At 71.3% G+C, this 22776-nt stretch carries 21 protein-coding genes and 1 pseudogene; 11 read left to right on the top strand and 11 right to left on the bottom strand.

Annotated features, from left to right (window positions below; genetic code table 11):
* Positions 1–19: 19 nt before the first annotated feature.
* Both ACLJQE_RS06235 and ACLJQE_RS06230 read right to left on the bottom strand, forming a co-directional pair.
* Positions 20–1999 (bottom strand): acetoacetate--CoA ligase, encoded by a 1980-nt coding sequence (locus ACLJQE_RS06235; protein ID WP_410638000.1) that lies wholly within the window; start codon positions 1997–1999, stop codon positions 20–22.
* A gap of 85 nt (positions 2000–2084) precedes the next feature.
* A complete protein-coding gene (locus ACLJQE_RS06230; RefSeq protein ID WP_410637998.1) occupies positions 2085–2714 on the bottom strand; it encodes a dienelactone hydrolase family protein in 630 nt (209 codons plus the stop codon).
* A gap of 149 nt (positions 2715–2863) precedes the next feature.
* Here ACLJQE_RS06230 and hisC point away from each other — a divergent pair, with 149 nt between their 5' ends.
* Positions 2864–3928 (top strand): histidinol-phosphate transaminase, encoded by a 1065-nt coding sequence (gene hisC, locus ACLJQE_RS06225; RefSeq protein ID WP_410637997.1) that lies wholly within the window; start codon positions 2864–2866, stop codon positions 3926–3928.
* On the opposite strand, the gene ACLJQE_RS06220 is transcribed toward hisC, so the two are convergent.
* A complete protein-coding gene (locus ACLJQE_RS06220) occupies positions 3912–4682 on the bottom strand; it encodes a sulfite exporter TauE/SafE family protein (protein WP_410637995.1) in 771 nt (256 codons plus the stop codon). The genes hisC and ACLJQE_RS06220 overlap by 17 nt on opposite strands.
* A gap of 133 nt (positions 4683–4815) precedes the next feature.
* Here ACLJQE_RS06220 and ACLJQE_RS06215 point away from each other — a divergent pair.
* Together ACLJQE_RS06215 and ACLJQE_RS06210 are read left to right on the top strand one after the other, a co-directional pair.
* Positions 4816–5234, top strand: a pseudogene (locus ACLJQE_RS06215) (sigma factor-like helix-turn-helix DNA-binding protein).
* The gene (locus ACLJQE_RS06210; protein WP_410637994.1) at positions 5234–6037 is read left to right on the top strand and encodes a hypothetical protein; all 804 of its coding nucleotides are present in this window, start codon (positions 5234–5236) and stop codon (positions 6035–6037) included. The pseudogene ACLJQE_RS06215 and the gene ACLJQE_RS06210 overlap by 1 nt, the downstream one beginning before the upstream one ends.
* 33 nt (positions 6038–6070) lie before the next feature.
* Here the strand turns inward: ACLJQE_RS06210 and ACLJQE_RS06205 are convergent, their stop codons facing one another.
* Positions 6071–6424, bottom strand: a complete 354-nt coding sequence (locus ACLJQE_RS06205; RefSeq protein ID WP_410637993.1) for a VOC family protein — start codon at positions 6422–6424, stop codon at positions 6071–6073.
* Complete coding sequence (locus ACLJQE_RS06200; RefSeq protein ID WP_410637992.1) at positions 6421–7044, bottom strand: GNAT family N-acetyltransferase; 624 nt, start codon at positions 7042–7044, stop codon at positions 6421–6423. Before ACLJQE_RS06200 ends, ACLJQE_RS06205 begins: the two co-directional genes overlap by 4 nt.
* A gap of 43 nt (positions 7045–7087) precedes the next feature.
* On the opposite strand from ACLJQE_RS06200, the gene ACLJQE_RS06195 reads away from it, so the two are divergent.
* From ACLJQE_RS06195 to ACLJQE_RS06185, 3 genes are all read left to right on the top strand, one after another.
* Positions 7088–7777 (top strand): FadR/GntR family transcriptional regulator, encoded by a 690-nt coding sequence (locus ACLJQE_RS06195; protein ID WP_410637990.1) that lies wholly within the window; start codon positions 7088–7090, stop codon positions 7775–7777.
* A 15-nt stretch (positions 7778–7792) separates the two neighbouring features.
* Positions 7793–8626: a class I SAM-dependent methyltransferase gene (locus ACLJQE_RS06190; RefSeq protein WP_410637989.1), complete on the top strand. Its 834-nt coding sequence runs from the start codon at positions 7793–7795 to the stop codon at positions 8624–8626.
* A 75-nt stretch (positions 8627–8701) separates the two neighbouring features.
* Complete coding sequence (locus ACLJQE_RS06185; RefSeq protein ID WP_410637988.1) at positions 8702–10195, top strand: adenylate/guanylate cyclase domain-containing protein; 1494 nt, start codon at positions 8702–8704, stop codon at positions 10193–10195.
* On the opposite strand, the gene ACLJQE_RS06180 is transcribed toward ACLJQE_RS06185, so the two are convergent.
* On the bottom strand, positions 10183–11172 hold the full coding sequence (locus tag ACLJQE_RS06180; protein WP_410637986.1) for a beta-ketoacyl-ACP synthase III: 990 nt from the start codon (positions 11170–11172) through the stop codon (positions 10183–10185). The genes ACLJQE_RS06185 and ACLJQE_RS06180 overlap by 13 nt on opposite strands.
* 201 nt (positions 11173–11373) lie before the next feature.
* Here ACLJQE_RS06180 and ACLJQE_RS06175 point away from each other — a divergent pair, with 201 nt between their 5' ends.
* The 3 genes from ACLJQE_RS06175 to ACLJQE_RS06165 all read left to right on the top strand — a co-directional run bounded on the left by ACLJQE_RS06175 (position 11374) and on the right by ACLJQE_RS06165 (position 13667).
* Positions 11374–11847, top strand: a complete 474-nt coding sequence (locus ACLJQE_RS06175) for an Lrp/AsnC family transcriptional regulator (protein WP_086846847.1) — start codon at positions 11374–11376, stop codon at positions 11845–11847.
* Positions 11848–11878: 31 nt separating this feature from the next.
* On the top strand, positions 11879–13108 hold the full coding sequence (locus ACLJQE_RS06170) for an MFS transporter (RefSeq protein WP_410637985.1): 1230 nt from the start codon (positions 11879–11881) through the stop codon (positions 13106–13108).
* A gap of 154 nt (positions 13109–13262) precedes the next feature.
* On the top strand, positions 13263–13667 hold the full coding sequence (locus ACLJQE_RS06165) for an SsgA family sporulation/cell division regulator (protein ID WP_410637984.1): 405 nt from the start codon (positions 13263–13265) through the stop codon (positions 13665–13667).
* 96 nt (positions 13668–13763) lie between these two features.
* Here ACLJQE_RS06165 and ACLJQE_RS06160 read toward each other — a convergent pair whose 3' ends face one another.
* Entirely contained in the window at positions 13764–14867 is a 1104-nt protein-coding gene (locus ACLJQE_RS06160) for a S1 family peptidase (protein ID WP_410637983.1), read from the bottom strand.
* Positions 14868–15315: 448 nt separating this feature from the next.
* Here ACLJQE_RS06160 and ACLJQE_RS06155 point away from each other — a divergent pair, with 448 nt between their 5' ends.
* Both ACLJQE_RS06155 and ACLJQE_RS06150 read left to right on the top strand, forming a co-directional pair.
* Entirely contained in the window at positions 15316–18225 is a 2910-nt protein-coding gene (locus ACLJQE_RS06155) for an ATP-binding protein (RefSeq protein ID WP_410637982.1), read from the top strand.
* Between the two features lie 197 nt (positions 18226–18422).
* Positions 18423–19031, top strand: a complete 609-nt coding sequence (locus tag ACLJQE_RS06150; RefSeq protein ID WP_410638333.1) for a hypothetical protein — start codon at positions 18423–18425, stop codon at positions 19029–19031.
* A 1-nt stretch (position 19032) separates the two neighbouring features.
* Here the strand turns inward: ACLJQE_RS06150 and ACLJQE_RS06145 are convergent, their stop codons facing one another.
* From ACLJQE_RS06145 to ACLJQE_RS06130, 4 genes are all read right to left on the bottom strand, one after another.
* On the bottom strand, positions 19033–19740 hold the full coding sequence (locus tag ACLJQE_RS06145; protein WP_410637981.1) for a G1 family glutamic endopeptidase: 708 nt from the start codon (positions 19738–19740) through the stop codon (positions 19033–19035).
* Between the two features lie 228 nt (positions 19741–19968).
* Entirely contained in the window at positions 19969–21024 is a 1056-nt protein-coding gene (locus tag ACLJQE_RS06140) for an ABC transporter substrate-binding protein (protein WP_410637980.1), read from the bottom strand.
* A gap of 1 nt (position 21025) precedes the next feature.
* On the bottom strand, positions 21026–21940 hold the full coding sequence (locus tag ACLJQE_RS06135) for an ABC transporter permease (protein WP_410637979.1): 915 nt from the start codon (positions 21938–21940) through the stop codon (positions 21026–21028).
* Positions 21930–22736, bottom strand: coding sequence for an ABC transporter ATP-binding protein (locus ACLJQE_RS06130; protein WP_410637978.1), 807 nt, complete (start codon positions 22734–22736; stop codon positions 21930–21932). The genes ACLJQE_RS06135 and ACLJQE_RS06130 overlap by 11 nt, the downstream gene beginning before the upstream one ends.
* Positions 22737–22776 lie beyond the last annotated feature (40 nt).

The following is a 22776-nucleotide window of genomic DNA, read 5'->3' as shown; positions in this document are numbered from 1 at the left end:
CCGACCATGCTTCCCCCGTCTAGCCGCCGGCGAGCTCCACGAACGGCGCCAGCGCCGCCGGGTTGGCCAGCGCGTCGCGGCTGACGGCCCGGTCGGGAGCCACACCGGCGAGGATCTTCTTCACCGGTACCTCACACTTCTTACCGTTCAAGGTTCGAGGAACCTCGGAAACCACGACGAACCGATCGGGTACATGGCGTGGTGAGAGTGCGCTCCGGAGCTCCTTGCGCAGGCGCGGCTCGACGTCTTCGAGCGCGACGCCGCCGGCCAGCACCACGAAGCAGATCAGCTGGCCGTCCTCGTTCCCGGCCGCCGAGGTGTCCACGACCAGCGAGTCCGCGATTTCGTCGTAGCCCTCGACGACCCGGTAGAACTCCGCCGTGCCCATCCGGACGCCGCCGCGGTTGAGCGTCGAGTCGCTGCGGCCGTAGATCACCGCCGAGCCGCGGTTCGTGATGCGGATCCAGTCCCCGTGGCGCCACAAGCCCGGGTACATCTCGAAGTACGCCTCACGCAGGCGCGAGCCGTCGGGGTCGTGCCAGAAGAACACCGGCATCGACGGCATCGGTTTCGTGATGACCAGCTCGCCGACCTCCTCGACGACGGCGTTGCCCGCCTCGTCGAAGGCGTTGACCGCGGCGCCGAGCGCCGGGCAGGACAGCTCGCCGAGCCAGACCGGCACGTCGGGCGCCGACGCGACGAAGGCCGCGCACAGGTCGGTGCCGCCGGAGACCGAGCAGATCTGGACGTTCTTCCCGACCTCGTTCACGATCCACCGGAAGCCTTCGACGCTCAGCGGCGCGCCGGTGGAGCCCAGCGCGCGCAGCCCGGTCAGGTCGTAGCGCCCGGCGGGCTTCAGGCCGGCCTTGAGGCAGCTCTGGATGAACGGCGCCGACGTGCCGAAGTAGGTGACGCGGTGCTGCTCGGCCAGATGCCAGAGCGCGTTCAGGTCCGGGAATCCCGGGCTGCCGTCGTAGAGCACGATCGTGGTGCCGACCAGCAGGCCGGAGATGAGGAAGTTCCACATCATCCAGCCGGTGGTGCTGTACCAGAAGAACCGGTCGCCGGGGCCGAGGTCGGTCTGCAGGGCGAGGGCCTTGAGGTGCTCGAGGGTGATGCCCCCGTGGCCGTGCACGATGCCCTTCGGCAGGCCGGTGGTGCCCGACGAATAGAGCACCCACAGCGGGTGCGCGAATTCGACCGGCTCGAACAGCAGCGGCGCGCCCGCGTGCTTCGCGAGCAGCTCGGCCCAGCCGAGCGCGCCGTCCATGCGGCCTTCGCCGACGTACTCGACGAGCACGGTCGCGGCCAGCGACGGCAGCTGCGCCTGGAGGTCGGCGATCGTCGTCCGGATGTCGAACTGGCGGCCGTTGTACGCGTAGCCGTTGACCGCGAAGAGCACCTTCGGCTCGATCTGCACGAAGCGGTCCGCGACCGCGCGGACGCCGAAGTCCGGTGAGCACGACGACCAGATGGCCCCGATGCTGGCCGCGGCGAGGAACGCGACGAGTGTCTGCGGGCAGTTCGGTGCCAGTGCGACGACCCGGTCGCCCTTGCCGACGCCCAGTTCCAGGAACGCGGCCCGGGCGGCGGCGACCTGTCCGCGAAGGTCGCCGTACGTCAGGTGGCTCGCGAAGCCGTCTTCGCGGTGGAAGATCACTGCTGTCTCGTCGTCGGCCTTCGCCGCGCCCGCGACGCCGGGGGTGAGCGCGTGCTCGGCGTAGTTCAGCGTGCCGCCCTCGAACCAGACGGCGTTCGGCATCTCGCCCGAGAGCACCTCGCCGGGCTGATCGTGCCAGCGGACGCCGAGGAAGTCCGCGACCGCGGCCCAGAAGTCCGGGCCGCGCTCGACCGAGAACTCCCACAGCGAGCGGTAGTCGTCCACCTCGACGCCGCGCTCGGCGCGCAGCCACCGGCGGAAGGCATCGATCTTGGTGTCGGCAACGTGGCCCGGCTCGGGGCGCCAGAGCACTTCGGGGGCGTCGGCGGTGTGCGTCACGCCCCGAGCCTAATCCTTCGGATCGGGAAGTCACTGTGTGTGAAACCGACACTCGGCCGACCGCGGGCATGGCGGCCGACCACACCTACCGCAGGTGCGCGTCGAACCAGTTGAGGGTGCGCTGCCAGGCCTCCGCGGCCGCGCCCGGATCGGCGTCGAAGCGGTGGTTCGCGCCCGGGTAGTGGACGACGTTCGTGGCGACCTTCGCCGAGGCGGCGGCATCGCGGAGGCGCTCGACGTCGGCGCCGCCCGCCTCGTCGCCGGCGTCGCCGTACATGCCGAGCCACGGGCTGGTGAGCCGCCCGGCGATCTCGACCAGCGCGGGCAGTTCGACGGCCTGCTGCCCGCCGACGCTGACCGCGGCACCGAGCTTGCGGTGCGACGCGACGACGAGGGCCGCGGTGCCGCCGAGGTCGAAGCCCATCACGCCGAGCAGGTCGCCCTGGACCCCCCGCTCGACCAGCCAGGCGAGGGTGCGGTCGGTGGCGTCGAGCAGGTCCTGCTGGGTGAGTTCGTCGTTCTCCAGGTGCGGGGTGACGGTCAGCCAGCCTTCCGTGGCGAGGCTGGCGAGCAGCATCCGGACGCCGTCGGTGACGCCGTCGGCCTCGTGGAGCACCACCAACCCACCGCGCAGCGCGCCCTCGGGTTCCGAAAAGGTCAGGCGCAGGGTTCGGCCGTCGGTGCGCTGGTAATCCACGGTGGAGGTCGACGTCATTGTCCAACTCAACCACCTGGAGGTGAACGGGAGGAAGCCCGGTGACGCAGGTCGCCGGCCGGCCCGGGCCGCAAGACGGCAGTCGCGGGGCGGCGGGCGGAAAAGATACGGTGAGCAGGTCGTCCCGTCGATCTCCAGGAGCGCCGAAGATGTCGTCCGTGTCCCCGCGTGCCGATCTCGAATCGTTGCCGAAATACGTCCCCGGCCGGACGATCGAAGGTGCCATCAAGCTGGCGAGCAACGAGGTGCCCGGCGGTGCGCTGCCGAGCGTCGCCCAGGCGATCGCCGCGGCCGCGGCCGGGGTCAACCGCTACCCGGACACCGGCTCGCAGGCCCTGCGCGAGCGGCTGGCGCGTGAGCTGGACGTGCCGGTGGAGCGCGTCGCGATCGGCTGCGGCTCGGTTTCGCTGTGCCAGCAGACCATCCAGGCGGTGTGCGGGCCCGGCGACGAGGTCATCTTCGGCTGGCGCTCCTTCGAGGCGTACCCGATCGTCACGCAGGTCGCGAACGCCGTCTCGGTGAAGGTCCCGATCACCGAGGGCCAGGAGCTCGACCTCGACGCGATGCTCGCGGCCATCACCGACCGGACGCGCGTGGTCTTCGTCTGCAACCCGAACAACCCCACCGGGACGGCGGTGCGTCGCGCGGAGCTGGAACGGTTCCTGGCCGCGGTGCCCGGCCACGTGCTGGTCGTGCTGGACGAGGCGTACAAGGAGTTCGTCACCGACCCCGACGTGCCCGACGGCGTCGAGTACACGCGCAGCCGGTCGAACGTCATGGTGCTTCGCACGTTCTCGAAGGCGTACGGCCTTGCGGGCCTTCGCGTCGGTTACGCGGTCGCGCCCGACGCGATCGCCGACGCGCTTCGCCAGGTGTACGTGGCTTTCTCGGTGAACGTGCTGGCCCAGGTGGCCGCGCTGGCGTCACTCGACGCCGCCGACGAGCTCCTGGCCCGCTGCCAGGACATCGTCGTCGAGCGCGGGCGAGTGCGGGAAGCGCTGCTCGAAGCGGGTTACCGGGTCCCGGAGACGCAGGCGAACTTCGTCTGGCTGCCGCTCGGTGACCAGGCCGTCCCGTTCGCCGAGCACGCGCTGGACCGCAAGCTGGTGGTGCGCCCGTTCGCCGGCGACGGCGTCCGCGTGACGATCGGGACCCCCGAGGAGAACGACCTCTTCCTGGCCGCGGCGCGCGAGTTCCCTACCCGAACTGCTTGACCACCAGCTGGATGACGGCGGCGACGCCGATCACCACGATCACGCCGCGCAGCACCGCCGGCGGCAGCTTCCGGCCGATCTTCGCGCCGAGGAAGCCGCCGGCGGTCGAGCCGACGGCCAGCCACAGCACCACGGCCCAGCTGATCGGCGCGACGAACGCGTAGATGACCCCGGCGACCAGGTTGACGACGGCGGCGAGGACGTTCTTCACACCGTTGAGCTTCTGCAGCGGCTCGGACAGCAGCATCCCCATCACCGCCATCAGCATCACGCCCTGCGCGGCGGTGAAGTACCCGCCGTAGATGCCGATGAGGAAGATGAAGAACATCAGCAGCGGCCCGGATTTGTGCTCGGTCCCGTTCTGCTCCCGCCGTTCCGCGACCCACTTCGACACCTTCGGCTGGATGATCACGAGGACCACGGCCAGGCCGACGAGCACGGGAACGACGGCCTCGAAGGCGTCCTTCGGCAGCGAAAGCAGCAGGACCGTGCCGCCGATGGCCCCGAGGAAGGACGCGACGCCGAACTTGACGGCCTGCGGCCAGTAGCCCTTGAGCTCGTGCCGGTACCCCCAGGCCCCGCTGAGCGTCCCGGGCGCGAGGCCGATGGCGTTCGAGGTCGTGGCGGTCACGGGCGGATAGCCGAGCGCGACGAGCACGGGGAAGGTGACGAGCGTCCCCGACCCGACAACGGCGTTGATGGTCCCCGCCCAGATCCCGGCGACCACGACGATCAGGGCGTGCCACCACGTCATGAAGCAATCACGTGCGGAGCCTAAGCATCGCCGGGCGCTCCCGCGACGCGGATGTGTCAGGTCAGACACTCTCGATGCAGCGCCGCGGCCGGTCGGGTGCGTAAGCAGCGGTACCTGACGTGAAGGAGTTCGGATGCGGGCAGCCGACGAAGATCGGTTTCGCGAGTTCGCCAGGGACAACGCCCTCGCTCTGCGGCGCTACGGCTACCTGCTGTGCGGTGACTGGCAATTGGCCGAGGACCTCGTCCAGACCACGTTGTACAAGCTGTACGGCGCGTGGCCGCAGATCCGCGGAACCGATCGGCCGATGAGCTACGCGCGGCGGACGCTGACCCGGTGCTGGCTCGACGAACGACGGCGGCCGTGGCGGAGCTCGCGCCCCGGCAGCGGGCGGTGCTGGTGCGGTACTTCTGCGACCTGCCGGTGGCCGAAACCGCCCGGGAGCTGCGCTGTTCCGAAGGCACGGTCCGCAGTCAGGCCACGAGGGCGCTGAAGTCCCTCCGCAGCCTCTACCCCGTCGATTCCGGCTTCCTGGCAGAAAGCGAGCTGTGATGAACGAGCAGATCCTGGCCCACGAGTTCACCGCGGCCGTCCGCACCGAACCGCCGTTGGGCTTCGACCCCGACGAGGTCGTCACCCGAGTGGCCCGGCGGCGCCGAAACCGGCGGATCGTCCTGCTGGCGGCGGCCGGTGTCGTCGTCGCGGCGCTCGCCGCCGTCGCCATCCCGGCCACTCGCACCGGCGCCGGCGTCCCGGTCCAGCCGGCGGCGCCGTCGATGGTGCCGTCCACCGGTGAGCGGCTGTGGCCGCCGGTCGGCGTCGAGGTCGCTCAGCCGACCGAAGCCCGGCTCAGCGCCCGGGCGCCCGAGATCGCCGACCACCTCGAGGCGGTCCTGGGGAAGATGCTGCCCGCCACCGACGGACTCAGCCGCAAGCTCAACGATTCCGGCCGGTTCGCGGGCATCCTGCCGGCGAGCCAGGTGGGGGTGCGCACCATGGCGCACGGCGGGCCGGACGGTGGCGGCTACTTCGTCTCGGTCGACGTCTACGTGCCGGCCGCGCCGGTGACCCGGTTCCAGCCCCGCCAGCTGTGTGCCGACCTGAAGAAGGAGGTCAGCACGGCGACCACGTGCCGCTACGCCGATGTCGGCACCGGCGGGGTGCGGATGACGACGGAAGAGGACACCGTAGACCGGGCGAACACGAAGCAGCACCGCATCACGGTGACCGACTTCCGCGCGGACGGCAGCTACGTCCTCGCCACGATCGCGAACTCGCCCGGGGTCAGCGGCGCACTGCCCCTGACCGCGGACCAGCTCGCCGCCTTGGCCAGTGATCCCGGGCTGACCCTGTAGCGCGCCGGGCCGGAGCCGGCAACGGTCTGACGGTCACCGCGGGGTGAAGACGCAGAACTCGTTGCCCTCCGGGTCGGCCAGCTGGTCCCACTCGGTGTCGCCACCGCGTTCGCGGACCATCGTGGCTCCCATCGCCACCAGCTCGGCCGCATCGCCGAAGACGTCCAGGTGCATGCGGTTCTTGACCGTCTTCCGCTCCGGCACCGGGTTGAGCCAGATCAGCGGGCCCTCCCCGGCCGGGTCGACGATCGGGACCGGCCAGCCGTCCGGGCGCGTGTCGCCCGTCAGCGAGTCGCGGCGGACGTAGCCGAGCGCCCGGCACCACCAATCCGCCAGGGCCTGGTGATCGTTCGCGTCCAGGGCGAGGTCCTTGAGCTTCGCGGTCATGCCGCTCCTTCCGGGACGTGCGCAGGCACCACGTCCGACTCCACGCGCCATCCGAGCGAGGTGTACAGCCCGCGCCCGGCCGCGGAGGCCAGCAGCACGCTCGAACCCGCCCCCGCCGCCTCGCTCAGCCGGTGCATCACCACGCGGCCGAGCCCCTTCCGGCGGTGCTCCGGATCCGTCTCGATCTTGTCGAACACCGCCACTCCGCCGGCCACCGCGACCCGGCCCCGTGCCGCCGGGACGTCGCCGGAGGACACGACCACGTCCCACGCCGGCCCGTCGCCGGCCACGGTCACCGAATACCCCGGCGAAGCGGCCGCCGGTGGCACCGGCCCGTCGAAGGCCATCAGGTACTCCGTCTCCCCCGCCGTCCACGCCGGGGTCAGTCCCGCCACGACCGCCGACCGTGAACCGCACGTCTTCAGCCACGTGCCCGGCGACGCCACCGTCCGGGCCCGGGACCCGACCGCGGCCGGTGATCGCAGCAGGTACCGCACCCGGTGCCCGGGCAGGCCGACGTCGACGCGGTAGCCGTCGGGCTCGGCAACCGGCGCCGGGGTCGCCCGGGACACCGCCCAGCCGCGCACCCACGCACCCAAGATGTCCATGCCGGTGATCATGGCAGCCACCCCCGACAATTCCGTGAGCTGAGAGGATGGGCGCGTGGACACCGAGCAGGTCTGGAGCGCGACCGTCGACCGGCTGCGGGCGCGGATCGACTCCGGCGACCTGCCGCCGGGCAGCCGGCTGCCCGCCGAACGCGTCCTCTGCGAAGAGCTCGGCATCAGCCGGGGGTCGCTGCGGCAGGCCCTGCGCGTCCTCGCCTCCATCGGCTACGTCCAGATCCGCGCCGGCTCCGGCACCTACGTCCGCGAGCAGCAGGAACAGCCCCTGCGGACCTGGTTCACCGAGCACGACCAGCTCGTCGAGAAGCTCTTCGACCTGCGGGCGACCGTCGAGCCCACCCTCGCCGAACGGCTGGCTCGGCACGCAGGAGCGAAGACCGTCAGCCGGCTCGAGGACAACGTCGCCGAGATGGCGCAGGCCGCCGAAGCCGGGGACATGCTGCACGTGATCGCCGCCGACGCCGAGTTCCACCGGGTGATCGCCCAGAACGCCGGCAACGACGACGTCGCCGGGCTGCTGCGGTCGGTACTCGCCCTGGTCGGCGAGGAGCGGCGGGCGGCGCTGCGGCTGCCGGGGCAGATCCGCAAGGCCGTCGCCGACCACCGCGCGATCCTCGACGCCATCCGGCGGTCCGACCCGGCCGCCGCCCGCGAGCTGACGCTCAAGCACCTGGTCGACGCCAAGACCTACGCGCACGACTACGCCGCACGCCCCGAAACGCGCTAGACTTTTCACAACGTTGTGAAACTTCTGGGGGTCGTGATGGAGAAGGTCCGCTTCACCGAAGAAAAAGCCACCAACCTCGCCACGCTGTACGGCCGCGCGCTCGACTACCGCAGCGCCCACCCGATCCTCGGCGACAAGGCGGCCGACGACGCCGTCCGCCGGATCGACTACGACTTCACCAAGATCGGCGTCTCCCACGACCGCGCGATCTCGGTCGTCCTGCGGGCGAAGCCGATCGACGACTGGGCCGCCGAGTACCTGCGCGACCACCCGGACGCCATCGTGCTGCACCTGGGCTGCGGCATGGACACGCGGTTCCAGCGCCTCGCGCCGCCGGAGACCGTCCAGTGGTACGAGGTCGACTACCCCGAGGTCGTCGAGCTGCGCGAGAAGCTCTACCCCCAGGCCCCGAACCAGACGCACATCGGCTCGTCGGTGACCGACTTCGGCTGGCTCGACCAGGTGCCGTCGGACCGGCCGGCGCTGATCGTCGCCGAGGGCCTCACGATGTACCTGAAGCCCGAGACCGGCACCGAACTCTTCCGCCGGCTGGCCGCGAAGTTCCCGTCGGGCGAGCTGATCTGCGACCTCTTCAACCGGACGGCCATCAAGATCCAGAAGCTCAACGCACCGGTGCGCAAGGCGGGCGCGACGCTGTACTGGGGCGTCGACGACCCGCGCGACCTCGAGCGCTGCGGCCTCACGTGCGAGTCCGCACTGAACGCCGCACACTGGGCGACTCCGGAGGTGATGGCCCAGGTGGGGCCGTTCACCCGGTTCCAGCTGCGGATGCTGAAGGTCTTTCCGGCCATGGCCCGGACGGCGCACATCGTGCGGTACCGCTTCTGACGGGACTCCGGCACCCGCGCCACGAACGGCGAGCGCCGGCGGTGGCCACGCATTTTCGGCCGTACGATCAACGCCGTGCGCAAGATCGCTGTGAAGAACTTCCGCGTGGTGTTGCGCACCAGCCTGGGCTTCGCCGGGCTGGGCCTCGGCTCGAGCGTCGCCGGCTCCGGGGTGGTCGCCCTGCTGCTGGTGCTGCAGGGCCTGCCCAACGACGTCGGCGACCGCGGCTGGGTGCTCGGCCTGACCGCGGCCGGCATCGTCGCCGCGGCACTGCTCGCCGGGACGTTGTGGACGGCGTGGCTGCAGCGGCGCACCGTGATCTGGTTCGTGCTCGGCCGCCCGCCGTCGGTCAGCGAGGCGCGGCGCGCGCTGCGGCTGCCGGTCGACATGGCGGTGGTCAGCGGCACGCTCTGGCTGATCGGCACCGTCGTCCTCACCGTGCTCGCCGGGGTGCTCGGCTCGGCCGACGACGCCGTCGGCATGGCCACCGTGATCGGGCTCGGCGGGCTCACCACGGTCGGGCTCACCTACCTCGCGGCCGAGTGGGTGGCGCGGCCGGTGATGACGATCGCCCTCGGCGTCCTGCCGCCGCGCGGCTCGCTGCCGGTCACCGTGCTCACCCGGCTGATCGTCACCTGGGCGCTGGCCAGCGGCGCCCCGTTCGTGGGTGTGCTGCTCGTCGCCACGCCGCCGGACCTCGGCTCGGGCAACCACACGGCGAGCCTGATCATGCTGTCGGTGATCGGCCTCGGCGTCGGCGCGATCGGCACCGCGCTGCTGGCCAGGGCGGTCGCGGCACCGCTGCACCGGCTGCGCGTGGCGCTCGACGAGATCGCGCGCGGCAACAGCGACGTCGCCGTGGACGTCGACGACTCCAGCGAGATCGGCCTGCTCCAGACGTCGGTGAACCAGCTCGCCGCCGGCCTGCGCGAGCAGGCGCGGATGCGGGACCTGTTCGGCAGGCACGTCGGTGCCGACGTCGCCCGGCACGCGCTCGAGTACGGCGCGTCCCTTTCGGGCGACGTCCGTGAGGTCACGGCCTTGTTCGTCGACGTCGTCGACTCGACCGCGCTGGCCTACCACACCCCGCCGGAGGAACTGGTCGGGAAGCTGAACCGGCTGTTCGCCGTGGTCGTCTCCGCGGTCAACGCGCGCGGCGGGCTGGTCAACAAGTTCCAGGGCGACGCCGCGCTCTGCATCTTCGGCGCACCGACGCGGCTCGCGGACGCCCCGACGGCCGCGCTGTCCGCGGCGCGGGCGATCCGGGACGCGGTGCGCGACGCCGGCGAGCTCGACCTCGGCATCGGCGTCTCGAGCGGCCCGGTGTTCGCCGGGCAGCTCGGCACCAGCAGCCGGTTCGAGTACACCGTGATCGGCGACGCGGTCAACGAGGCCGCGCGGCTCACCGAACTCGCCAAGGCCGTCCCGGCACGGGTGCTCGCCAGCGATGCCGTGGTCTCCGCGGCGTTGCCGGGCGAAGCCGCGCACTGGGAGAAGCACGGCGAGCTGGAACTACGCGGCCGCCAGGAGGCGACCCCGACCTGGACGACCGGCGCTCAGGGCAGCTGACCCAGCTCCGGCCAGCGCAGCACGGTCGAGCCCCAGGTCAGGCCGGCGCCGAACGCGCTGAGCAGGACGCGGTGGCCGGGGAGGAGGGTGCCGTCGGCGCGGGCGTCGGCCAAGGCGAGCGGGATGGACGCGGCGCTGGTGTTGCCGACCCGGTCGATGTTGGCGACCACGGCGTCGGCGGGCATGCCGAGCTGCTTCGCCGTCGCCTGGAGGATCCGGATGTTCGCCTGGTGCCCGACGAAGCGGTCGACGTCGCCGACCATCCAGCCCGCGCGGTCCAGGACCGTGCGCGACGACTCCGCCATCCGCGCGCAGGCGTGCCGGAACACGGCCGTGCCCTGCATGGCGAGGAAGCGGTCGCCCGGCTGGTCGGAGAGCCTTCGCCGGGCGCCACCGGCCTCGACCCAGAGCAGCTCGGCGTGCTCGCCCTCGCTGTGCAGGTCGAACGGCCCGAGCGCGCCCGGCTCGTCGGCGTCGCCCGCGCGCAGCAGCACCGCGCCGGCGCCGTCGCCGAAGATCGGCACGGTGGTGCGGTCGCCGGGGTCGATGAGCGTGGTGAAGGTGTCGGCGCCGATGACGAGCACGCGCTCGGCCAGCCCGCCCGCGATGAATGCGGAGCCCGTGGCGAGGGCGTAGACGAAGCCGCTGCAGACGGCGTTGACGTCGAACGCCGCGGCCGTGCCGAGCCCGAGCCGGGCGGCGACCTGCGGCGCGCTGGCCGGGCAGGGCTGGTCGGGCGTGGCGGTGGCGAGGATGACGGCGTCGGCGGACGTGCCACCGAGCGCTTCGCGGCCCGCCCCGACCGCGAGGTCCACCGTGGACTCACCGGGCCCGGCGACGCGGCGCTCGCGGATCCCGGTGCGAGTCCGGATCCACTCGTCCGAAGTGTCGAGCCGGGTGGCGATTTCGTGGTTGTCCAGGACTTTCGTCGGCAACCACGAGCCGAGACCGGTCAGCACGGCGGCAGGTGCGGGCACGGGAGAGCCTCCCCACGCCGGCGGGTTGGCGAAGCGACCGGCTGGTCTTCCACTTCTATGGGCTACCCCCTGGTAGACCGGTCAGTTGTGTTCGAGGTCACGGTAAAAGTTGTTTCATCTTCGGTTCGGACGGAGTAGTGAGCGACGTCACGGAGGAGTGAACGGCGGCGGATTGTCGGGGGTGCCGGATAGCCTGCTGGGGTGCGGACACCCGACCTCGACCAGCTGGACATCGCCATCCTCGCCTGCCTCCAGGCGGACGCCCGCACGATCGCCGAGACGATCGGGGCGAAGGTCGGCCTCTCGGCCGCGGCCGTGCAGCGGCGGATCAAGCGGCTGCGCGAGGCGGGCGTCATCGAGCGCGAGGTGGCGGTGCTGTCGCCGGAGGCCCTCGGGCTGAGCATGACGTTCGTGGTGACGGTCGAGATGGAGCGCGAGAACCTCGCGGTGTTCGACGGGTTCCGCCGCCAGGTCCTCGCCGAGGACGCCGTCCAGCAGTGCTACTACGTCACCGGCACGGCGGACTTCGTCCTGATCGTGACGTGCCCGGACATGGCGGGCTTCGAGGCGTTCACCCGGCGGATGTTCTTCGACAACCCGAACGTCCGGCACTTCACGACGAGCGTGGCGATGGACCGCGTGAAGGTGGGGCTCAGCCTGCCGCTCGACCCGTAAGCTGAAGCGCTGTCCACCCTGGGGGGAAGGCATGCTTCGGATCTTTCTGGCCGCGACGTTGATCGACGCGCTGGGCAGCGGGCTGTGGGTCCCGTTCGCCCTGTTGTTCCTGGTGCACGGGCAGGGCATGGGCCTGGTCGACGCCGGCGCGTCGCTGACCACCGGCGCCCTGCTGGCCCTGTTGACCGGCCCGGCGACCGGGGCGGCGATGGACCGCTTCGGGCCGCGGGCGCTGCTCATCGCGGGCAACCTGGTGCGGCTCGCCGCCTTCGCGGCCTACCCGCTGGCGCACACGAGCTGGCAGGTGATCGTGGTGTCGGCCGTGGCCGGCTTCGGCGACCGCCTGTTCTGGACGTGCAACGCGCCGATGGTGGCCCGGCTGACGACCGGCGCCGACACGGACCGCATGCTGGCGAACCAGACGGTGGGCCGCTTCGCGGGCGCGGGCCTCGGCGCGGCGGCGATGGCCGTGCTGCCGACGATCACCAGCCCCTGGGCGTTCCACCTGCTGGCGTACGTGAACGCGGCCAGCTTCGGAGTCGCCGCCCTGCTCATCCACCTCCTCCCGGCACTTGCACGTGAAAGTGCCCCCCGGTCCCCCGGCCAGAAGGGGCACTTTCACGTGCAAGTGCCCTCGGGGGGCTGGCGGGCCGTGCTGGGTGATCGGGCCTTCACCGGGTTCTGCGTCACCCACATGGCGTTCACGCTCGCCAGCGCGGCCAAGTTCTCCGTGCTGCCGATCGTCGTCCGCGACCTGCTGCATGGTCCACAGTGGATCGCCGGGACCGCGATCACCCTCGGCACCGTGGTCGTCGTCACCGCCCAGCGGCCGATCGTCGGCCTGCTCGCCGGGCGGAGCCGGACCGCCGGGCTGATCGGGGCCGCCGTTCTCTTCGCGGTCTGCTTCGCGCTGTTGATCCCGCTGCAGGCCGTCTCGCTGCCGGTGGCCACCGTGCTGATCCTGCTCACCAGCCTCGGCTTCTCGATCGCGGAGTCCCTCTTCGGCCCGACCGCCACCGCCGCGGCCGCCGCGGCCGCTCCGCCGGGGGCCGAAGGGCGGGCCAGCTCGATCTTCCAGCTGTCCTGGGGCCTGCCCATCGCGCTCGCACCGGGCCTGCTGGCCGCCCTGCTCAGCGTGAGCAACGCGCTGACCTGGTCGGTGCTGACCCTGACCTGCGCATCCGCCGTCCCCGCGCTGCTCGTGCTGCGCCGGAAACTCCCGGGCGCACTGCGCGAACCGTCACCACCCGTGGCTGCCTGAGCGCAAGGGGTATGTGCCGGGTGTTACACCACAATGGACCGATGCAACCGATCAAGTGAACGTGAAGATTCCTTCGTCATGACCGTCGGCCCTGGTCATCTCCTTGCCGAACAGTTCGCGCCGCGCGAACCACCGCGAGACTCCAGGAGGGGCCGTGCACACCGACGCCGTACACCAGAGCCAGTTCGTAGTGCTGAACGAGAGCACCACGCCCGTCCTGTCGCGTCTGTCCTACCACGCCCACGAACCCTTCGCGGTGACCGTGGCCTTCCGGACCGAGCGCGGCCGGTGGATCGAGTGGACCTTCGCGCGTGACCTCCTCGTGGCCGGGCTCGACGAGCCGGCCGGCCTCGGCGACGTCCGGATCCGCCCGGACCTCTCCGACGACGAAGACTTTCTGACCCTGGAAATCGAGTCACCGGACGGCTATGCGTCGTTCGAGCTCGAAGTCGAAGACGTCCGGACCTTTCTGGACGCGTCCACCGAACTGGTGCCGCTCGGCGAAGAGAGCGCGCACTTCGACGTCGACGGGCTGATCGAGGAGATCAGCAACGTCTGACCCGCACACCTCCCAATCCCGCGGCGAGGAACGAAGGGCGGGTTTCGGACGCGCTGGAGGCGCCCGAAACCCGCCCTTCGCGGTCTCTCCGAAGACTCAGCTGGTCTTCAGCGTGGCACCGGTGCCCGAGAGCGCGGCGCCGATCGGGTAGAAGTACGTCACGGACGTGTTGCCGCCGGACAGGATGCCCTGCGCCAGGTTGCCGGCGATGAAGCCACCACCCGAGTCACCGGCCTGCGAGCGGACGTTGGTCGCGGTCATGCCGTTGACCGTGCCTTCGGCGTAGCGGACGCTCTGGTTCTTGGCGCCGATCGTGCCGCAGGTCCAGCCGGTGGTCGAGCCGGCCTTGCAGACCGACGTGCCGGTCGCGGCGTTCGACTGGCCGCGCACCGCGGTCCCGTTGTTCATCTGCGCGACCGGGGTCCAGCCGCTGCTCGTGTTCACCCGCGCGTAGTCGGCGCCCGGGAACCGGTACGTGCCCCACGAACCGAGCGCGGCCCCGTTGGAGCCGGTCAGCCGGCCGCCGCCGGTGAGCGCGGCGCAGTGGCCGGCGGTCATGAAGCCGGTGGTCGTCGAGAACCCGACCGAACAGCGCGAGGACCCGCCGATGTAGTAGGCGTCGCCACCGCGGATGTTGGCGTAGGTGGTCGGCTTCGACGCCGTTTCGCGGATCGTCACCACGGAGGCGTCCACACCGGACTTGGCGAGGAACGCGTCCGCGGCGGCGCGCTGGCCCTGCAGCACGTCCAGGGTGACGCGGTTGGTGGCGTCGTCGACGCCCCAGCCCGTGATCGCGGCGGGCGCCGCCTTGTCGGCGGCGTTCAAGGTGTCCACAGTGGAATTGAGCTGGCGGGCGCTGAACCGCACGACTTCCGCTTCCGCACCGGCTTCCCGGATCTTGGTGGCCAGCGCGGCGTTCGTCGTGGCGACGTGCGCCTTGCCCGTGACGGCGTTGTAGGTCGCGCCGCCGAACGCGTCGCCCAGCGCCGCGGTGAGCGCCTCGGTGACGCGGTTCGCGACGTCCTCGCTCTTCAACCGGGCGAGCGCCTGGTCGTGGGTCAAGCCGAGGTCCCGCTGCATGGCGGGCACCATGTCCGGGTTCAGCAGGTCCTGGCCCGACGCGGGGACGGCGGTCGCGGCCAGCGCGCCCGTCGCCATGACCGCGGTCGCAGCGGCACCGAGAAGTCTTGCGATCTTCATGCTTCTCCCTAGATGGTTACGCGCGGCTCCGCACCGGCCACGCAGTGGTACTCCCCCGGGTGAGCGTCCCCGCAGTGGGCGGTACGGTGCAATCCGGGCGCCCGGCGAATGGGTATACGCATTCACCGAGGACGTATCCCCTGCTCCAGCCGGACTCATGCGCCCCGCGTCACCCGGTCGGACAGGTCCGTAAGTAGGGTTTCCGTGAACTACTTTCAGTAGCCATCGGCGGCACTCGAACGCGTGAACCGACGTTCGAACGTGCGATCGGCCCCCGTTTCGCACGCATAGTGACCCGGAACCACCGGTTCTCGCGGCAAACCGGTGACGGCCGGTAGGCGGACGTGTGACAACAGCACCGGCCACGTATTCGGTGAAAGGTTTACGGACCGTTCGGCGCTGCTTAGGCTCCGCGCACCAGTTCTCCGGTGTGCGTCGAGGAGGTCATATGTGGCTGACCACCCCCCGCCCCACCTCGGTGTCCGTCCGGTCGGGACCCGCCCGGCTGACCGGCCGCGACACCGAGCTCGACGCCATCGTCGCCGTGCTCCGAAGGCGGCCGGCCGCGGTCCTGATCGAGGGCGAGCCGGGCATGGGCCGCACCCGGCTGCTCGCGGAGATCGCGCGGCGCAAGGAGTTCGACGGCGGCCGCGTGCTCACCGGCGCCTGCCAGCCGCTGCGGCACCCCTTTCCCTACGGGCCCGTCCTGGAAGCGCTTCGCGCGGTCGGCGACGCCCCGCTCGGGCCGCTCAGCCCGGTCGCCGGCGTGTTGCGGCCGTTGCTGCCGGAACTCGCGGAAGCGCTTCCTCCGCGGCCCGAACCCCTCGCCGACCCGGTCGCCGAGCGCCACCGCGTGTTCCGCGCGGTGCGGGAACTGCTGGCCGCCTGCGGGCCGGCGCTCCTGCTGATCGACGACCTGCAGTGGGCCGACGAGGACACCCGCGACCTCATGCGGTTCCTCGCCGGCACGATGCCACCCGAGCTGGCGGTGGTCGCCAGCTACCGGTCGGCGACCGACGCGGAGGCGGTGCCACGAGGTGCCCCTTTCCGCGCCGACCCGGCGGTGCACTCCGCGCGCGTCGCGCTCGGCGCGCTCGACGTCGCGGCGGTGCGCGAGCTGGCCGCCGACCTCCTCGACCTGCCCCGGGTGACCGACGACTTCGCGGCGAAGCTGCACGAGTGCACGGCCGGGATCCCGTTCGTCGCCGAGGAAACGCTGCGGGCGCTGAAGGAAGCGGCCGACCGGCTCCCGGTCGGCGAGGTCCTCTCCGATCGCCTGCTGGAGAACCTCGAAGTGCCGGTGCTGCTGCGGGAAGCCGTCACCGAACGGATGGCCGCGCTGCCCGGGCCGGCGGTGCGGCTGGCCGGCGCGGCCGCGGTGCTCGGCGTCAGCGCGGAAGCCGCCGTGCTCGGCGAACTGGCCGGGCTCTCCGGCGACGACCTCCGCACCGCGCTGCTCGACGCCCTTTCCGGCGGGGTGCTCGGCGAAGCCGGCGACGGCAAGTACGGCTTCCGGCACCCCCTGGCGCGCAAGGCGGTCTACGACACGGTGAGCGGGCCCGAACGCGCTTTGCTGCACGCGCAGGCGATCCGCGTGCTCGCCGCCCAGCCGTCCCCGCCGCTCACGCTGCTCGCCCGGCACTCCCGCGCCGCCGGCCGCATCGACCAGTGGCGGCACTACGCGGAGGCGGCGGCCGACGAGGCGATCACGCGCGGCGAGACGTCCCGCGCGATCGACCTCCTGCAGTCGGTGCTCGCCGAACCCGGCCCGGCGCAATCGGACATCGGGCGCGTGGCGGGCAAGCTGAGCCAGGTCGCCCTGCGGGGGTTCCGCCCCGAGGTGCTCGGCACGCTCCAGCGGGTCCTGGAAGAGGTGACGCTGCCGCCGTCGGTCCGCGGGTCGATCCGGCTGAGCGTCGGCATGCTGCTGGTCCGGACCATCGGCGGGCTCGGCCGCGGCCGGCTGGAGGTCGAGCGCGCGGTCGGCGAGCTGACCGACCGGCCGGACCTGGCCGCCCGCGGGATCACCCTGCTCGCCCAGCCGATCGACGGGCTGACGCCGTTGTCGTGGCACGAATCCTGGCGCACCCGCGCGGGTGAGGTGTACGACCGGCTCGACGACCCCGAGCTGCGGCTCGCGCTGACCGCCGACCGCATCGCCGCCGCCTCGCACGTCGGCGACGGCTCGGCGTGGACGGAGTTCGAGGCGCTGTCGGACACCGTCGGCACGGTCGCCGAGCGCGTCCAGCTGGCCCGGCTGTGGTGCAACCTGGCCGACGGGCAGTCCTGGGCCGGGCACCTCGACCGCGCCGAACGGCTGGTGACCGAGGGCGTCCGGCGTGCGACCGACGCCGGCGCGTTGTACGCGATCGGCCTGATCCAGGGCACCCGCGTCCGGCTGGACTGGGTGCGCGGGCGCTGGACCGGCCTGGCCGAGGCCGCCGAGCAGCTGCGGGACAGCTACCCGGAGCTGGGCCCGATCGTCATGGAGTCTTCGCTGGTCCTCGGCGGGCTCGCGGCCGTGCGCGGCGAGTTCGCCGCCGCGCAACGGCACCTGACCGCGGCGAGCGTGCACGCGCCGGACCGCGGCCCGATCCCGGTGGTGCTCTCGGCCGCCGGGGTGCTGATCTCGGTGCTGCTGGCGACCGACGACGTCGACGGCGCCTGCGCGGCGGCCGACACGGCGGTGGCCGCGGCCGGGCGCAAGGGCGTCTGGATCTGGGCGGCCGCGCTGGTCCCGGCGGCGGCGCAGGCGTACGCGCGGGCCGGGCGCTGGCCGGAGGCCGACAACGTGGTCGAGTCGTTCGCGCGCGGCATCGAGGGCCGTGACGCACCGGTCGCCGCGGCCGCGCTGGTGGCGGGCCGCGCGGTGCTGCTCGAAGCCCGCGGCAAGCACCTGGCCGCGGCGGCGTTGTTCGACGAAGCCGCGTCCGGTTACGCGGCCCTGCCGATGCCCTACCCCGCGACGGCCATGCGCGAACGCGCGTCGATGTGCCGCCTCGCCGCGGGCAACCGCTCGGCCGTCGACGAGCTGACCTCGGCGGCCGAGGCGTACGAGCAGCTCGGCGCCACACGCGACGCCGGACGCTGCCGTCACCAGCTGCGTGAGCACGGCGCCTGGGCGCCGTCGCAGCGCGGACGGCGCGGGTACGGGAGCGAGCTGTCGCCACGGGAGCGCGAAGTGGCGCGGATGCTCGCGGAGGGCCGGACGAACCGGGAGATCGCGGACGGGCTGTTCCTCTCGCCCCGGACGGTCGAACAACACGTGGCGAAGGTGCTGCGAAAACTCGGGGCCCGCTCCCGGACGGACGTGGCCCGCAAGCTCCCCGGCGAAGTGACCACCGCCCCCGCCGGCTGACCCGCGCCCCAATGTGGCCTTCGGTGCGTTCAACGCACCCAAGGCGGCCTTCGGTGCGTTCAACGCAACCAAGGCCACATTGGGGCGCTTGGGGCCGGGTGGCCAGGCGGGCGGTGGGGACCTAACGTGGGCCGGTGACTGAAGAGGCACTTCCCGCGTGGCGGCGGCGGACTTCCGGGGAGACCCGCTGGCCCGCGATGGGCGTCGTCGTCGCGACGCTCGTTCTGCAGGTCGCGCTGCCCGACGACATGGCGCTGCGGCCGTGGTGGCTGCTGCCCGGGGTCTCCGTGCTGCTCGTCCTCGCCCTCCTGCTGGTCAACCCGGGGCGGATGACGCAGTTCAGCGCCGTCGAGCGGACCATCTCGATGCTCATCGTCGGCCTCGTCACCGTGGTGAACGCCTGGTCCGCGGCGAGCCTGGTCTACGGCATCGCGGCCGGGTCGACCGGCGACCGGGCCGGGGCCGTGCTGGTCACCGGCGGGATCGTCTACTGGACGAACATCGTCTCCTTCTCCCTCTGGTACTGGGAGTTCGACCGCGGCGGCCCGGGCCGGCGGGCTGCGGGCCGGGCCGAGTTCCCCGACCTGCAGTTCCCGCAGATGGCCGACCCGGACCTCGCGCACCGCGACTGGGAGCCGTCCTATTTGGACTACCTGTACTTCTCGTTCACCAACGCGGCCGCCTTCAGCCCCACGGACGTCATGCCCCTGCGGATCTGGGCGAAGCTGACGATGATGCTGCAGGCCGTCGTCTCGCTTGTGCTGGCGGTGATGGTCGTCGCCTGGGCGATCAACAACCTCAAATGACTCAGTGGCGGGTCATCGTGAAGCTCTGGCCGTCGGAGCCGATCGCGCTCGGGCTCCAGGTGTAGGCGCCCTGGTCGTCGGCGTCCAGGCCGGACGGGCTGGTCGAGGCCAGGTTCGTGCCGTTGAACTTGACGCCGGTGAACTTGATGCCGCCGGAAATCGACGGGTACGAGTCGGTCGGCGACTCGATGATCGCCTCCGCCGACGCGTGGCTCGACGTCAGCGACTTGGTGATCGTCTTCGACCAGCCCTGGGTCGTGTCACTGATGTCGAGCCGGTAGGTGTTCGTGGCCGTCCGCGTCACCGTCGCCGTGATGTGGTCACCGGCGCTGACCGGCGACGAGTAGTACACCGGCGCGGCCGGGTACATCTCGTACCAGGCCTGGTACACCGGGCGGCCGCTGGAGCAGTCGGTGGCCACGCCGGTCTGTTCCACAGTGGACGACCCGTCGCCGTCGATGCCGACCCACGGTGCGAACAGGTCGTTGGTGGACGTGCAGGTCACGGCCGGTTCCGTCCAGCTCGCGGTGGCCGTGGTGAAGCTGCCGAAGCTGACGTAACCACCCCAGTTTCCGCCCGAGAACTCGTGCCCGTGGAAGTGAGCTCCGAAGACGGCGGCGTGGGCGGTACCCGAGAAAGCCAGCGAAGCCGCCGCGGCGGCGGCCACCGTGAGGACGCGGACAGGACGCGAAGAAACGAATCCGGACATGCGGAAGACTCCGTTCACCGTGGGACGGCGGGAAAACCCGTGTGCCCAGTGTTGGATCCGCACCGGGAAGAAGGTAGCTACTTTCGAAGGGTATTCATATTCCAGGAAAGAGTCACCATTTGCCGGAATTCGACCGGAAAAGACCCGTGAAGGCCTCCGCGGGGGGAAAGAGGCCTTCACGGGTCCATGTCGCCCACCAACCGCCCGGTCAGGTGAGCGAAGCCGCGGCTACTGCTGCGCCTGCGTGTGCGCGGCGTCCACGAACTGGGTCGTGTACGTCTTCGACAGGTCGATCTTGTCCTTCTTGGGCTTGACGTTGCTCGACGACTCGCCGAGCACCTTGAGCACGTTCTGGGCACCGGCCGGGTCCATCCGGCCGTCCTTGGTGAACATCGGCAGGCTGTCCCGCAGCGACTTCACGTACAGCGCCTTGTCCCCGCCGGCGAACGACGGCGGCATCATCGCGGCGACCTGTTCCGGTGTGTGCGTCGAAATCCACTTCAGGGTCTCGACGTACGCATTGGCCAGTTTCTGCACGATGTCCGGATAACGCTGCACGATTTCGCAGCCCATGTACAGCGAGCTCGCCGGGTACAAACCACCCAAAGCGGCTTTCGTGCCTTCGACCGTGCGCATGTCGTAAAGCACCTTCGCCTGGCCGGTGTTCGTCAGCTGCGCGATCGTCGGGTCGGTCGTCATCCCGGCGTCGATCGAGCCCTGGTTCATCGCGGAGATGAACGTCTGCCCGGCGCCGACCTTCACCGGCGTGTATTCCTTCGACGTGACGCCGCCCCGCAGGGCCAGCGCCTTCGTCAGGAAGTCCGTCGACGAACCCAGCGACGTGACGCCCAGGTTGCGGCCCTTGAAGTCCGCGCCCGACTTGAGCTCGCCCGCCTTCGCCGTCGCGACCATCTCGGCCTCGCCCGGCACGTTCGCGAACTGCACCACGCTCTCGATGCACTGCTCCTTGGCCTGCAGGTCGATCGTGTGGTCGTAGAACCCGACGACCGCCTGCACCTCGCCGGCCAGCAGCGACGTCTCCGCGTTCGCGCCGGACGGCTGGTCGAAGAGCTCGACGTCCAAGCCCTGCCGCTGGTAGGCGCCGATCTGCTGGGCCAGCTGGCCGGGCAGGTAGATCACCTTCGACAGGCCGCCGACCATGACCTTGATGTGCGGCTTCCCGGTGGTGCCGAGCGAGATCTCCCGCGAGTCGCGGCAGGCGGTGACCCCGGCCAGGGTGACCGCGAGCGCGGCCACCACGCCGACTGTCCTTTTGAGACGCATGTCAGACCGCCTTGATCGCGGCTTCGGAGGCGGACGGCGGGCGCCACCGCAGCAGCCTGCCCTCCATCGTGCTGATCCCCCACTCGGCCAGCAGCGCCACGACGGTGATGATCAGCATCCCGGCGTACACGCCCGCCGTGTCGAACGTGCCCTGCGCGTTGGCGATCAGGAAGCCCATGCCGGCCTTCGCGCCGGTGTACTCGCCGACCACCGCGCCGATCAGCGCGAAGCCGAACGCCACGTGCAGCGACGACAGGATCCACGACGTCGCGCTGGGCAGCACGATCGACTTCAGCACCTGGCCGCGGGTCGCGCCGAGGATGCGGGCGTTGTCGATCAGGTTGCGGTCCACCTCGCGAGCGCCGGTGAAGGCGTTGAAGAACACCGCGAAGAACACGAGCACGACGACGGTCGCGACCTTCGACGACAGGCCGAGCCCGAACCAGATCACGAACAGCGCGGCGAGCACGATGCGCGGCAGGGCGTTGGCGGCCTTGATGAACGGCGCCAGCACCTGCGCGAGGTAGCTGCTGCGGCCGAGGATCACGCCGAACACGACACCGAAGATGGCGCCGATGACGAAGCCGATCGCGGCCTCCTCGACGGTCACCAGGATCTGGTACCAGATCGAGCCGAAGTCGGTCCCGGTGCTGAACCACTCGACCAGCCGCTCCCAGATCTTCGACGGCTTCGAGTAGAAGAACGGGTCGATCCAGTACGTGGCGGTCAGCTCCCAGCTGCCCAGCCAGACGACGACGATCGCCAGCCGCAGCAGCCAGATGTTGCGCTTGCGGCGCGCGGTGGCCTGCTTCGCGCGGGCGAGGATGTCCTGCTCGGTCTCGAGCACGGGCAGTACTTTCTCCTGCCCGCCCGCCCCACCTGACGCGGCCGGGGCCGCGGGGGTCTCAAGCGACATTGCTCGCTCCCTTCTCACGGGCCTTGTCGACCTCGCTGCGCAGTGATTCCCAGATGTCGGCGTAGAGCCGGCGGAACTCCTCGGTGAGCCGCAGTTCCTCCACCTTCCGCGGCCGCTCCAGCGGGATCTCGAAGACGTCCTTCACGGTGGCCGGCCCGGTCGTCAGCACGACGACCTTGTCCGACAGGGCGATGGCCTCGTCGAGGTCGTGCGTCACGAAGATCACCGCGGCACCCGAACCGGACCACAGCCGCAGCAGCTCGTCCTGCATCAGCGCCCGCGTCTGGACGTCGAGCGCGGAGAACGGCTCGTCCATCAGCAGGATCTTCGGCTTGGTGACCAGCGTCTGGGCCAGCGCGACGCGCTTGCGCATGCCGCCGGAGAGCTGGTGCGGGTAGTACTTCTCGAACCCGGCGAGCCCGACGCGGGCGATCCAGTCGACGGCCTGCGCGCGGGCCTCGGCCTTCGGCACCCCGCGGAACCGCGGGCCGCAGGCGACGTTCTCCAGCACCGAGCGCCACGGCATCACGGCGTCGGTCTGGAACATGTAGCCGACGCCGTCCGGAATGGACTTCACGTCCTCGCCGTTCACCCGCACCCGGCCGGCCGACGGCGGCTGCAGCCCGGAGACCAGCGAGAGCGTCGTCGACTTGCCGCAGCCGGTGGGGCCGACGACCGCGACGAACTCGCCGGGCTGGACGGACATGGTCAGATCGCGGACGGCCGTGTGCACGGACCCGGACCCGCTCGGGAACCGTTTGGTGGCTCCGGTGAGTTCGATCAGTGGGGGAACCATGGGGAGGTGACTCCTTCGTCACGTGGTGCCTGTCACGTTG

Origin of the sequence: Amycolatopsis sp. lyj-346 (assembly GCF_046548975.1) — a bacterium.
In the GTDB taxonomy this organism is placed as follows: domain Bacteria; phylum Actinomycetota; class Actinomycetes; order Mycobacteriales; family Pseudonocardiaceae; genus Amycolatopsis.
Note: the sequence above shows the minus strand (reverse complement) of the source record. Positions and strands in the feature narration are given on the sequence as shown.